The following is a 13831-nucleotide window of genomic DNA, read 5'->3' on the forward strand; positions in this document are numbered from 1 at the left end:
AAGGACAGTGATACGAAACTGCTGGTCGGCATCGCGGATGAGCGGACGGATAAAGTGATCGAGTATGCGAAATTCGTTGAGCAGACGAACGCGGACGGTCACCTGCTGATCAACTCATTCTACATGACGCCGACGGAAGAGGAAGCGTTCCACCAGTTCAAGGATGTCAATGATGTCGTGACGAAGCCCATCATGATGTACAACAATCCCTTCACGGCAAACGTGGACCTTGAAAATGAGACGATCTACAAAATCGATCAGGAGCTGGACAACGTCCAGTACATCAAGGAATCGACCGGTGATATCCGCAAAGTGCGCACCCTTGTGGAAAACACGGACCTTGTGATGTTCTGCGGATCGGATGACCTCGCCTATGAATCATTCGCCGTCGGTGCCACAGGCTGGGTGTCGGTCGCAGCGAACATCGCACCGAACAGTGCATCCAAACTTTACGAGCTGATGAAGGCAGACAAGTATGAGGAAGCGAGAGCCCTGAATAAGGATCTGCTGCCATTATGCGAGTTCCTGGAGGATTCCGGAAAGTACGTCCAAATCGTCAAAAAGGCGATGGACTTGAAGGGCCTGAACGGCGGCCCGTCGAGGAAACCGAGGCTCGGGCTCACGGATGATGAAGTTGAGAAATTGAAACGTCTGATGGAGAAGTTGGACTGATAAGCGGGGGAGGGACTTATGTCCCATCACAGGTGATCATTTCCTCGCCACGATTCAATAAATGACCGTCATTATAACAGAATTATAATCGTGTCACTGCTAAATTAGACTCAATAGATGACCAATTATGAGTTGATTTAGATAGACTGATTAAGAGTATAATTAGAGACAGTGAATTATAATCAGATTTTATGCTCTCATGCTATAGTTAGTTAAATATTAAACATTTATAGAATCACTTTCAATTTTAAAAGTTAAGAAAATAAATGACACATTTTTTTGTTTACAACTCTTAGTACATCCATCATTTACTTGACACCTTTCGAATAAGTATTACAATTGATAATAAATAGAATAGATTTGCACTAGGGGCGTTTTTTTAAAAAAACTGAGATGAGGATAACCTCAGACCCTTTGAACCTGATCTAGTTAAAACTAGCGTAGGAAAGTGTTACTTCGATAGAATTATTTATACTTGAAAAGATATAAATCAATCACTTTCGATGCGTAACCTTCCTATGTATGAAGGTTACGCATTTTTTATTCTAAAAAAAGGAGTGATTCATTTGGCCAAAACAGTTTTAGTGACGGGGAGTGGAAGAGGTCTCGGCAGTTGTATAGTAGAAACACTCAGTGAAAATGGTTTTAACGTCATCATTAACTACAATAAGAGTAAAGAGAAAGCAGAAGCTTTGCAAAAAAAGATCGGATCACAAGCAATTGCGATTCAAGCTGATGTTACAGATCGTCAAGCAGTGGAAAAAATGGTCGAAAAAGGTACTGGGCACTTTGGGCAGATTGATGTCGTTGTTAATAATGCACTTGTTAACTTTAAGTTTAATCCAACTACTCAAAAAGCATTTAAAAACCTGACCTATGAGGATTATGAGCAACAATTAGATGGCACCTTAAAGGCTGCATTTAATGTATCGCAAAGTGTAATACCTCAATTCATAGAACGTAAAGATGGGGCAATCATCAATATCGGAACGAATTTATATCAAAATCCTGTGGTCCCGTATCACGAGTACACGACAGCAAAAGCTGCTTTAATTGGGTTCACGAGAAATATTGCAGCAGAACTTGGGCAGTATGGCATCCGGGCAAATATTGTTTCTGGCGGATTACTGAAAACAACAGATGCAAGTGCTGTGACGACACCGGAAGTCTTTGAATTAATCGCTGATTCTACACCACTGAGGAAAGTCACATCACCACAAGATGTTGCCAATATGGTGGCCTACCTTTGTTCCGATGCAGCAGATGGCATTACAGGACAGAATATTACAGTAGATGGCGGACTGACTATGAATTAGGTGGAATATAATCATGAACCATTCTAAAGAATTAAATATAGGGGTTTTACTATATGGAGTGGGGCACCATCAGGCTGCCTGGTTAGAAGAAGATTCAAGCATCAATGAATTTATAACGATTGAATACTATGAAAACCTGGCAAGAATTGCTGAAAGAGGCAAATTGGACGCAGTATTCTTTGCGGATTCACAAGCTTTCCCCGCATATAGTGCCACAGAATTACCAACCAGTTATTTTGATCCCTTAATTGCTTTAACTGCTATGAGTAAAGTCACAGATAATGTCGGGCTTGTTTCAACTATCTCAGGAACGTTTAACAACCCGTTTACTTCAGCAAGGCAGTTACTGTCATTACATCACATAACAAAAGGGCGTGCGGGTTGGAACCTGGTCACATCAATGACCCACCGTGAGGCGCAAAATCACAGCATGTCAGAATTACCGGGGAGAACAGTACGTTATAAGAAAGCAGATGAATTTGCGGCAGTCATGGATCAATTATTTGAATCATGGTCTCTTGAGCACTACAAACCAGATAGAATAAATAAGGAAATCATTAAAAATGAAAGTATTCAGCCATTTAATTATAAAGGTCATAATTTCCAAATTAAAGGTCCATTAACACTACCTTTAGGAAAGGCGGGGAAACCGGTTGCGATGCAAGCCGGAACTTCAATGGAAGGTGTTGCACTTGCAGCGAAATATGCTGATGCGGTCTACTCTGTCTCTTGGAACTTAAAGCAGGCAAAAGCTTATCGTAATAAGTTAAATGAAGCAATAAAAGCAAGTCATCGTCCGGAAGCCAACATCAAAGTATTTCCTGGATTGGTGACTTATGTCGGGCGGACAAAAGAAGAAGCCTGGAAAAAGAAATTAAAATTAGATGGTTTGTTACCAATCGACTCAACCCTTGATCAGCTCGAGTTCTTTATTCAACGAGATACAACTTCATGGGACCTTGATGAAAAAGTGCCCCCATTACCCTCAGTCGAAGAATTCACGGGACCCATCGGTCGTTACCAAACTGTCTTGGAAATTATAGAAGATAAAAACCCGACGGTCAGAGAATTGATAGGTTATTTAAGTGCTGGGGGAGGTCATTTGACACTTATAGGTACGCCTCGAGAAATTGTGGATGAAATGGAGAAATGGATGAACGAAGGTGTGGCAGATGGTTTCAATTTGATGCCGCCAACACTTCCAGGTGGCTTAGAAGATTTTGTCGACTTAATTATTCCAGAAATGCAAAATCGAGGTCTTTTTAGAAAGGATTATAACGGCGAAACGTTTAGAGAGATGCTGGCACTATATTAACCCTGCTTTTTTGAAGTATCGAAAAACCTTTAACTTTCCAGCTGCTTTAAATTTTATAAGTAAACTATTTTTTTAATATTTAAAACCATTTTTTTATAGTAAATTGAGATTCGTTTCTTAATTTTCACTTATAGCATTTAATTATAGTCAATGATTCATGTATGTTCTGTCTTTTGAAAAAATTAGAGGGAATTTAATAAGAAGGAGAGTTTTTATGCCCGAAGAATGGGGATTTTTGAATACAGGACACCACAATGCTGCTACGAATATGGCGATTGATGAGGCTTTATTAAATTGGCACAGTAGAGGAGCTATCCCCCCTACATTAAGATTTTACGGTTGGTCAGCACCAAGCCTGTCCGTAGGAAGACTTCAAAAAGTAGATAAACGGATTGATTTTTCCGCCCTTGAGCGATATAACTGCGATTTTGTTCGGCGTCTGACGGGCGGCAGCGCCGTACTTCATGATGATGAGCTAACCTATAGTATTGTCGTGACGGAGTCTCATCCCTCCATACCCATATCCGTTCGTGAAGCGTACCATATTTTAACCAGAGGGATTTTAGAAGGGTATCGTAATTTGGGCATACAAGCCGATTATGCCTATCCCTCGAGAGAGGAGACGATTAAAGGAAGATCATCGGTCTGTTTTGAACAGGCTGCTTACTATGAACTCATTATTGACGATAAAAAACTTTCGGGCAATGCTCAAGTACGCAAAGATGATGTCTTACTGCAACATGGTTCAATTCCAATGAGTATTAATGAAAAAATGTTGTTTGATCTTTTCCTTTTCCCATCTGAAAGAATGAGAGAGAAAAAACGTACTTCTTTCTGTGAAAAGGCTGTCGCTATTAATCAGATTACAAATCAAAAGCATACATACGACATGTTGGTGGAGGCGTTTTATCATGGCTTTCAAAGCGGCTTGGATGTCAAGTTTAAACCGATGACATTGACCGATGCGCAGTGTGATGAAATCAATCAATTGGCAAAAAACAAATACACGGCTGAAATGATGAGTTAATACAGATGCTTTCATTATATCAGTCATTGAAGGAGTGTAGTATCAATGTCTAAAAAAGAAGAACACCTGCGTAAACCTAAATGGTTAGAAACCAAAATCAATACTAATGGATCATATTCAGGATTAAAGAAATTGATGCGAGATAAAAAATTAAATACGGTATGTGAAGAAGCACGATGTCCAAATATTTATGAATGTTGGAGCGAGCGTAAAACTGCTACATTTATGATACTTGGTGATACATGCACACGCGGGTGCCGGTTCTGTGCGGTTAAAACAGGAATGCCGAATGAATTAGATTGGGATGAACCGGAACGTGTCGCAGATTCTGTGGAAATAATGGGGCTGAAGCACGTGGTTGTTACAGCCGTCGCTCGAGATGATTTAAAAGACGGCGGTGCAGCGGTTTTTGCTGAGACGGTCCGCGCGATCCGCAGAAAAAAACCTGGTTGCACCATCGAAATTCTACCTTCTGATATGAAAGGTGATTACGAGAGCTTGCACACTTTGATGAGCAGTGAACCAGATATTTTTAACCACAACATTGAGACTGTGAGAAGATTGACAAAAAAAGTGCGGGCTAGAGCAATGTATGATAGGTCACTAACCCTGCTTCAGCGTGTGAAAGAAATTGCGCCTGACGTACCAACGAAATCAAGTCTCATGGTGGGCTTGGGAGAAGAGAAAGAAGAAATCATTGAGGCGATGGATGATTTATTAGCGCATGATGTGAATATTATGACAATCGGTCAGTACTTACAACCAACGAAAAAACATTTGCGGGTCGAGCGTTATTATCATCCAGATGAATTTGCGGAGTTGAAGCAGATTGCACTATCAAAAGGTTTCCGTCATTGTGAGTCTGGGCCCCTTGTCCGTTCTTCTTATCATGCAGATGAGCAAGTCAATCAAGCATCAGCACAGCGTCGCATTGACTATATGAAAGGTTATGAAACCCAGGAAAACACGCAGGTTGATTTTACATTCAATTGATGCACGTCTACAATCACTTCTAACTTCGACACCTTTCTAATCCTCCAATACACCAGTTGTTCTGTACTTTCCTAGTGTAACTGACGGAAGAATGTATTTGGGAAAAGTGTTCAGTTCCATCAAGCAAGAACTGTTCAGTTTAGTTTAGCAGTCACATCAATAGATTATAATATAAAATAACGCCGCCACAGCAGGCCTGTGACGGCGATTTGTCATTCTTATACGATGCTCATCTTCAATTCTTTATCTAAAGCCTCAGCAATGCGTTCAAGCATTTGTACTGATGTATTGACTTGTGCATTTTCTATACGCGCAATCGTAGATTTCGGTACACCCACTATTTGAGCAAGTTCACGTTGGGATAGCTTATGATGCTCTCTTAGTTCTACAACAAGGACAGCAGTCTTGAGCCGTTTGGTTTCATCATCAAATGTTTTTTTACGTTCTGGGTTTTCAGCAATTACTCTTGCTTTGATTTCTTCCATACGTGTCATCTTAACGCCTCCTTAAATATTGATCTCGTAACCACTTAGCTCTTGCAATCTCTTTCGGTGGTGTCTTTTGAGTTTTCTTCGTAAATCCATGAGTGATTACGTACTGATTATTCTCTTTTTGAAAGTAGAAAACCCTCTGAATGTTACTGCTGAATTTCACCCTGATTTCATAAAGGTTCTTATCAATTTTTTTGACCCATTTCATTTTGATGGCGGTTTGCAATCCATGGTTTTCAATCTGTATGATACGCTCTACGATTTTGTCTGCTTGTTTTTCATCGAGAGTTTTCAAAAATTCATCGAATAGGTCATTGTCTTTACCATCTGACATTGTTTTGAATTCTATCTGCTTCATATTAATATGGTAGCATAAATGCGCCCATGATTCCACTCTTCAATATATAATATTGTACTTTACCGAACGGCATTTAAAGTTAATCTTATTCACTATTTATGAGTTTTCAAAATCGGCTATTCATAAATATCTATAGTGAGAAATTGTTTAATTCACAAAGTTTTCATCGCCATATTTATAGCCTTCTCTAGTTAATTTGAATACCTGTCTTTTAGAATTTAATGATCTTATATATCCCTTACTCTCTAGCTCATTTATTGCTTCGACATAATAAGCATCATTCCTAGGGTTAACAGGTGTAAAACCTTTATCACCTGCTTGAATAATTTGGCCCTCCATTGTCTTAAAATTATGAATTTCAGAATCAGTCCTATAGGCCTCTGCTATTAACTCTTTTGCCTCCTCCGAAATTTTCTTCTCTTCTTTCTCTCCTTTATTAGATTTTAACTCTTCGATAAGCTCCTTCTCAGATAGATTGGAAATCTTAGATTCGTTAAAATATTCACTTAGGACTACCATTCGATATAAATCATTTCTAAATTTATTTCTAAAATCATCGGTGGAATTAAAGTCTTTGTATAGAGCTTTAAACTCTCCCTTATTTAATTGCATTTCTTTTTTGAAATTCTCCAATTTTTTTAATTGATCTTGATCAGTATTTCTCGGAACTAGCTCAGTTGAAAAATATATCATAGCGGGCTTACCAGCATTAATATGTTTGTTGATTTCTTCAATAGTTCCACTCAAAGCGTTCTCAGTTCTTGTACCTACTTTTGTTCCAAATATACCTACTAATAAATCACATTTACTCACTATTTGTTTATTTAAAATCGTTTGAGCGTCAGCACCAGTTTCAGGGTATGAATGAGTCTCCCAACCCACTGGTAATAAAACTATTTTTTCTTTTTCAGAATGCATTCCATTAAAATTAACAATCTCTTCCCGTACCGATTGTCTTTTTTGATCAACATCTCCTGGAGAAGCTATCATAACTTGCAAAGCTCTGGCTATAAATCCATATTCCATTTCTATAAACACTCCATTCTCATAGTATATACATAAACAATAGTATAAAATACATCTTTTATAAGAGACATAATTATTATAACTTTTCTATTTACTGTAAATGTTTAACTTTTTTGAAGATAGTTTAATTATTAACATAATTCAACTTATAAGCAGTCAACAAAAATAAAAAGGGTAGAAGATGCCAACTTAGTTACATCATCTATCCCTTTTAATACAGAAAAGTATATGTTTAGGAACGGTTTAAAAGCAATTCTGAAAACAACTGTTTATATCACTATTATCTTATAAATTAGGGTTTAACTGAAGTAAGGGATATATCCGTAAGTTAATCTGAAACTAGCGACTTTTTAATTGAAACTATGTAAAAAGATAGGACAAAGTGGCTCCATTTGACGATATTTTAAGCCCGACATTCGTAAATGCAAAGAAGTACAGACTGTCACCTGTACTTCTTATTTATTCTACAGTAATCAGACGTTTTTCCATGAGTTATATATTTGAGTTCTTTTATTAAAGGCTTCTTGTCCACCTTCCATTATATCAACAATTTTTTGCTGAATATCTTTGTTATCGACACTACCAGTTTTTGCGCTTAGTTGTTTTTCATTGTAAGAAACAGCAATTACCTGTTCTGAGTCGCCAAGGACTGGGATATTTGCATTGTGTGTCGCAAATATAAACTGAACCTCTGGCTTTCTTTCTTTTACTTTTGTAATTATTTCATTGTAAATTATTTGATTGTCTAGATCGTCCTCTGGTTGATCAATCATTATTAAATTATTGTCTTTTTGAGATAAAATGAAAAGAACTAAAGCTGACGCTCTTTGACCGATAGAATGTTTAGTTATAGGTTTTCCATGGTACTTTATTTCAATTTTATTTGGAGTTCTAATTTTTAATTGTTCATTGTAATTGGTTTTAATTATCTCTTTTACCCTAGATAATTGAGCTTCAGTTACTAAAGAGGAAGTTACTTTAGAATCATCTAATAAAATATCAACTATTAGTGCTGAAAAATCCGAGTGATTTTCGCTTATGGCTCGATAAGTACTTTGGTTTATATTAGAACCTTTAAATGATTGCTTCAAGTTTTCCAGAAAGAATTCCTTGTTTCCTTTAAATTCAATGCTTAATTCCAACGAGCCCTGGTTCAAATTGATCTTTTCAATTTCATCATTGTAGACTCTGAATTCCTGCAGCAACAGCTGATTCCTTTCCTCCAAATCAGACCGAATCTTGGATTCAATTTGATCCTTTATTTCTTCTTGTGTGTTGACTTGATGAATATCCTTTCTTATCTTATCTTCGTTAGTCTTAAGCTTCGCAAAATCATCAGGATTTAAGTTGGGTATATCGATATCCCTCTTAATTCCAGCGAATTCTTCCTCAAGTGAACCTATGATTGCTTGAATCTCTCCTAGATACTTTTTTACTTGCTCAGAACTTGAATCGACCTTTCCTATAATCTCTTGAATTTCTTTTTTTACAGCAATTACAGAAGTTACTTCTTTTGATAAATTTGAGAACAACTCTGGCACTTCTAAAGATTCTTGTTTACATAATTCATCGAGCTCTCTGAGGTTAGGAGAATTCAGTAAAAGTTTCAAATCCTTCTTGAATTCATTGATCCGATCATAGGCATTTTCAATATTTCTTTCATCCTTTTGAAAATTCACTTGTTTAGAAAGCTTAGTGTTTAAACCATTTTCTTCAAATATTCTTATCTTATGTTCTATATCCGTTAAACTTCTTTTAAGATCTGGCAAAGTCTCAAGTTTATCATTCAACTGAAATAGCTGATTAACGTGGTTTCCCAATTGATCGTTTATGTTAGTTAAATCTCTTTCAAAGAACTTTATTTTCTTCCCAACTAATTTGCTTAATAGATCTAGTTCGAATCCATTCTCCATATAAGATAAATCTTTCTGACCGAAATATAGTGGAGTTTGAAGAATAGAATTTACTGTTACTCCAATTTCCTCCCCATCTTCATTAAGTACGTGAGAGGACTCTCCTAGTATCCTTTTTACTTTGTAATTCTTTTTGTGATTATCTTGAATTTCAACAATCACTTGCCCACCTGATTCAAGAAGGTTCTTCACTACTTCAGTTTTATAATTTTCATCAGCTATAGATGGCATCATATCTAAACAATACCTAATAGCTTCAATTATACTTGATTTACCACTACCTCGAATTCCAATTAAACTATTTAATTCCGGCGATAAGTAAATTTTTTGGTTGTTCATTTTGCCACCGATCATTTCAACGGACTTTATATGTCCATGGCTATGATTGTTTTCCAATTGAGAAATTCGATTTTGATAATCCCTCAATGCAAGTATGACAGAATCGAAACTTCCATCGCCAATCTTTATATATGATTTTTTCCCTTTACCTATCTCCTCGATGGACTTACAATCTGAACCTTCAATGTAGGGTAATCTATAGCCCATCCACCTTTCAAGTTGATGCATCTTATCCCTAGTTTGACCTTTTTGAAATGCAATAACTTTGTCTTTAAACCAACTATTTTTACTAAGAGATTCTATTAGACCTCCATTGCATTCTTCTAAAAATCCACTTTTTTGTTCGATGTGGGCCATCAAGATAACATAGTCTTTGTTATAAGAGTTTAAGGCTTCAACCGTTCCAGCCAAATCTTTGTTACAACGTGTATTTTCATTTTCTCTATTTTCGATTCCTTTGAATACTTCGTCGAGGAATTGATTTATAGATTCACTATTGCCCTTAATCCAGTCTTCTTCTTTAAAAACTATTAAGCAATGGATACCATTAGCACCTTCTTTAACAGAGAGCTCTACTCCGGGTAGTAAAGTAATGTTTTCTGTCCTCGCTTTTTTCTTCAGACCCTTGAATTCATTTAGATGAAACTTGTTGTGATTTGTAATAACTCCCAATTTAATATTTTCTTCTTTGAGTTTCTTTATGTAATCGCTCACAAAACGATCCTGCTCTCCCTTATAAATAAATTCCTTATCTGCGTTAGTGTGTAGATGAAAATCTGCTCTTATCCACTCCGTACCAAATTGGAACATAGAACTCCTCCAGGTTTTTTATAATATCGTTCTAACCTTTAATAAAATATACTTATTACTCTCATAGTAGCATATGACGTAGTTTAAAATGCTAAATTTAAAACCTTGTAACTGCTAAACTAGACTCAACAGTTTTCCACAATCAAGACTCAACAGTTCTCTACAACTAGGCATCAACAGTCTAAGAATCAACATTCACTTTTAGGTATACTGAATCAGAGTATATTTAAAAGGAGAGAACAAGGAGTGGAAAGATGGATGATCTATCAAGAAGTGCACCGATTAAAGAAGATGGGATTTTCAAACAGTAAGATCGCAAAGAAGTTACAGATTTCCAGAAACAGGGTGATTGATTATTTGAATATGAGCCCGGATGCATTCGCAGACTTTATCGCATCCCTACAAAACCGGACCAAGAAGCTGGACCCTTATCACGGTGTCATACTCACCTGGCTGAAAGATCATCCTGATGCCACCAGCGCACAAATTTATGATTGGCTCCAAGACAAGTTTGATATTCAATCCGTGGCTGAAAACACCGTCCGGAACTATGTCAATCATTTACGGGAACACCATCACATACCGAAAGAGACGGTGTCACGCGTCTATGGTGCAGTGGATGAACTGCCGCCAGGCAAGCAGATGCAGGTTGATTTTGGAGAATTGACAGTGGACACATCCTCAGGTGGCAGGCAGAAACTCTATGTGGCCGGGTTCATATTGTCGCACTCCCGTTTTAAGTATGTGGAATGGCTGGATCGACCGTTACGGACGGATGACCTGATCCGGATGCAGGACAATGCATTCCACTACTTTGGCGGCATGACGGAAGAGATTGTCTATGACCAGGACCGTTTACTGACCGTCAGTGAAAATGCCGGCGATCTGAACCTGACCGAAGCATTTACCCAGTATCAACGGTTCAGACGCTTTAAAGTCGAACTGTGCAGAAAAAGCGATCCGGAGTCCAAAGGGAAAGTCGAACAGGTCATCAAATATGTAAAAAATAATTTTGCGAAGCATCGCATCTTCGACAATTTGGACGCTTGGCAACAGTCCGCTTTAAAGTGGTTGAAACGCACCGGCAACCATAAAGTGCATCACAATATCAAAAAAAGACCATTTGAAGTGCACGCCCTCGAAAAGCCGCATCTTCAAACAGTCTCTGGAAATTATGTGTTGACACACATTTCACCTACTAATATAACAAGAAAAATTCATAAAGACAATGTCATCCGCTTTGAAGGGAACCGGTACAGCGTGCCCCTGGGCACATTTCAAAGTGGCAGCGCCAATGTTGCCTATGTATCGGTCACAGATACCCATTTGAAGATTGCGTTACAGCCTGAAGGCCAGCCGATCGCCCGCCATCGATTGTCCGAGTCCAAAGGGCAGATCATTACAGATGCCAGTCACCGCCAGCGGTCTCAAACGAAACGCGCCCAGCTGACCGCAGCAGTGTGTGAAGCATTGGCGGATACCGAGCTGTCGGCCTGGCTGGTGGACACACTACAGAATCAATACCCGCGACATCTGGTCGACCAATTGAGGATCGTGCTGAGCACTGCCGAAAAATACCCGGCGCACATTCACGCGGCGGTCAATGAATTCAAACGCCTGGGGTTGGCCAGTGCCAATGACTTAAGGGATATTACGGTGTCGTTGGACATCCAGGCGGGCAGACAACGGTCCCAGCAAACGGTCATTAATGAGAAGTACAGAGACATGACGGCGCCCGAGCGTCAGCCGGACATCTACTTAAAAGTCCTGCAGGGGGGCCAGTGACATGACAGATGCTTATCATGACTTACAACAAAAATGCCGCACTCTCCGATTGGCGGAAACCGCAAAGGCACTGCCGGACATGCTTCGGATGGCAGAAGCGAAAAATTGGACGTATTATGAGTTGTTGGATCAAATACTGGGCCATGAAGTGGGAAGCCGGGAAGAGAAGCATCGTGCCAAACTGATGAAATGGGCGGCGTTCCCGCAGCAGTTGACGCTGGACCAGTTCAAACTGGCGGAACAATCTGCGATTGGGGAGAAACAATTCAATGTGTTGAAGGCACTCTCCTGGGTGGACGCACAATTCACGCTCATCATGATGGGGCCGCCCGGCGTGGGTAAGACCCATCTTTCAACGGGGCTGGGCATCCACGCCGTGAATCAGGGGTACCAGGTATCATTCATCCCGATGGATCATCTGATCTACATACTGAAGACCCGGGAATATATCAGCAAGTCGAACACCCGATATAAACGCATGGCAGCATCCGACTTGATCATCATTGATGACATCATGTATATGGCCTACGCGCCTCAGGATGCCCAGCTGTTCTTTCAGTTCATTTATGATATGTATGATAAAACGGCATTCATATTGACATCGAACAAAGGCCCCAATGAGTGGGGCAAATTTTTAGGCGACACGACACTGACCACGGCGATCCTGGATCGCCTCCTCCATCGGAGTGAAATCATCACCTTTGATGAACAGCAGGAGAGCATCAGGATGAAATACAGACAGACATTATTCGAACCCCCGGCTGTTGAGTTTTAATCGGGGCAAACTGTTGAATCTTATTTGTGTTAAAGTGTTGAGTTCTACTTGACGGTTACAAACCTAGAGTATGGGTTTATTTGAGATGGTAAAACCGTTCAAATAACGACCGTTTATTGGAATATTGTAGGAAGAAAAAATAGAGCTGATTTCACTATAGTTTGAAAGTACAAAAACCCATATAATTATCACTGTATAATATTTTAAAAATTTATTGAGTTTTTGTACTGTATCCAAGTCCTGTGAGGCCAGTGTGTCAATTTTAACATGGTGATACTTCGAAAGAAGAATCATCTGAGGAATGTAATGAAGCAACAGAAGAAAGTGCTGATGAAGGTATGATTTACTAGATTACTGAAGAAGGTGAAGCACAGCAGATGATACTGAATAATTTATTGTTCTCTAAAAGCAGGCGTACATATTCACCGCCTGGGCAGGTTGAGAAATCAAAGCTGGTATGATCAAATGACCTGATGGGCAACCAGTGCTGGTATTTTTACGGACTGGCTTATTCCATTTATTCATCTACACAAAATATTCTACACTCTCCAGAGGTCTTTCAATATTACCTGAGTCTGCGACATTATTATTGCTGTTACCTTCACCTGAATTTAGTATATACTTGTATCAAATTCCGAAACGAGGATATTATATGAAACCAATCATCCAGTTTATATTTCATCTTGTCACTCCGCTCATATTAGGTAAAGCAATCGGGAAATTATCCACCAGATCCGCACCAGGGCAGTACAGGAAACTTAAACAGCCGCCGTTTGCCCCGCCGCGTAAAATTTTCGCGCCCATGTGGACCTTCCTTTACCTGACGATGGGGCTGGCCCATGCCCGCGTCAACAGAAAAGGGGACCGTGGGGCAAGCAGATTGTTCAAGGTTCATCTTATGATCAACTACACCTGGTCCTTCCTGTTCTTCCGGCTCAGGAAGCGTCAATTGGCGTTGGTGAACAGTATCATGATTTGGGTGACGATGTACGCTGTATTAGTGAAATTCTT

12 protein-coding genes and 1 riboswitch are annotated in these 13831 nt (G+C 39.1%); of the genes, 8 read left to right on the forward strand and 4 right to left on the reverse strand.

Going from position 1 to position 13831, the window contains the following annotated elements:
* The 5 genes from BUA12_RS12630 to lipA form a co-directional block, all read left to right on the forward strand.
* A partial coding sequence (locus BUA12_RS12630; RefSeq protein ID WP_072710972.1) for a dihydrodipicolinate synthase family protein occupies positions 1–672 on the forward strand: 672 nt, incomplete at its 5' end.
* A gap of 357 nt (positions 673–1029) precedes the next feature.
* Positions 1030–1136: riboswitch (TPP riboswitch) on the forward strand.
* A 54-nt stretch (positions 1137–1190) separates the two neighbouring features.
* Complete coding sequence (locus tag BUA12_RS12635) at positions 1191–1988, forward strand: 3-oxoacyl-ACP reductase (protein WP_415735816.1); 798 nt, start codon at positions 1191–1193, stop codon at positions 1986–1988.
* 13 nt (positions 1989–2001) lie between these two features.
* Positions 2002–3303, forward strand: coding sequence for an NtaA/DmoA family FMN-dependent monooxygenase (locus BUA12_RS12640; RefSeq protein WP_072710974.1), 1302 nt, complete (start codon positions 2002–2004; stop codon positions 3301–3303).
* Positions 3304–3517: 214 nt separating this feature from the next.
* Positions 3518–4330 carry a lipoate--protein ligase family protein gene (locus BUA12_RS12645; protein WP_072710975.1) on the forward strand — a complete coding sequence of 271 codons (813 nt, stop codon included), beginning with the start codon at positions 3518–3520 and terminating at the stop codon, positions 4328–4330.
* A gap of 45 nt (positions 4331–4375) precedes the next feature.
* A complete protein-coding gene (gene lipA / locus BUA12_RS12650) occupies positions 4376–5323 on the forward strand; it encodes a lipoyl synthase (protein ID WP_072710976.1) in 948 nt (315 codons plus the stop codon).
* 218 nt (positions 5324–5541) lie between these two features.
* Here the strand turns inward: lipA and BUA12_RS12655 are convergent, their stop codons facing one another.
* From BUA12_RS12655 to BUA12_RS12670, 4 genes are all read right to left on the reverse strand, one after another.
* Complete coding sequence (locus tag BUA12_RS12655; RefSeq protein ID WP_084670233.1) at positions 5542–5817, reverse strand: helix-turn-helix domain-containing protein; 276 nt, start codon at positions 5815–5817, stop codon at positions 5542–5544.
* A gap of 1 nt (position 5818) precedes the next feature.
* Positions 5819–6148: a type II toxin-antitoxin system RelE/ParE family toxin gene (locus BUA12_RS12660; RefSeq protein WP_245772826.1), complete on the reverse strand. Its 330-nt coding sequence runs from the start codon at positions 6146–6148 to the stop codon at positions 5819–5821.
* Positions 6149–6319: 171 nt separating this feature from the next.
* Entirely contained in the window at positions 6320–7198 is an 879-nt protein-coding gene (locus tag BUA12_RS12665; protein WP_072710978.1) for a DUF4062 domain-containing protein, read from the reverse strand.
* Positions 7199–7671: 473 nt separating this feature from the next.
* Complete coding sequence (locus BUA12_RS12670; RefSeq protein WP_072710979.1) at positions 7672–10260, reverse strand: TrlF family AAA-like ATPase; 2589 nt, start codon at positions 10258–10260, stop codon at positions 7672–7674.
* A 258-nt stretch (positions 10261–10518) separates the two neighbouring features.
* Between BUA12_RS12670 and istA the strand changes: the two genes are divergently transcribed.
* The 3 genes from istA to BUA12_RS12685 form a co-directional block, all read left to right on the forward strand.
* On the forward strand, positions 10519–12045 hold the full coding sequence (istA, locus tag BUA12_RS12675) for an IS21 family transposase (RefSeq protein WP_072710980.1): 1527 nt from the start codon (positions 10519–10521) through the stop codon (positions 12043–12045).
* Position 12046: 1 nt separating this feature from the next.
* The gene (gene istB, locus BUA12_RS12680; RefSeq protein ID WP_072710981.1) at positions 12047–12820 is read left to right on the forward strand and encodes an IS21-like element helper ATPase IstB; all 774 of its coding nucleotides are present in this window, start codon (positions 12047–12049) and stop codon (positions 12818–12820) included.
* 652 nt (positions 12821–13472) lie between these two features.
* A partial coding sequence (locus tag BUA12_RS12685; protein WP_072710982.1) for a TspO/MBR family protein occupies positions 13473–13831 on the forward strand: 359 nt, incomplete at its 3' end.

The organism is Lacicoccus alkaliphilus DSM 16010 (assembly GCF_900142805.1).
In the GTDB taxonomy this organism is placed as follows: domain Bacteria; phylum Bacillota; class Bacilli; order Staphylococcales; family Salinicoccaceae; genus Lacicoccus; species Lacicoccus alkaliphilus.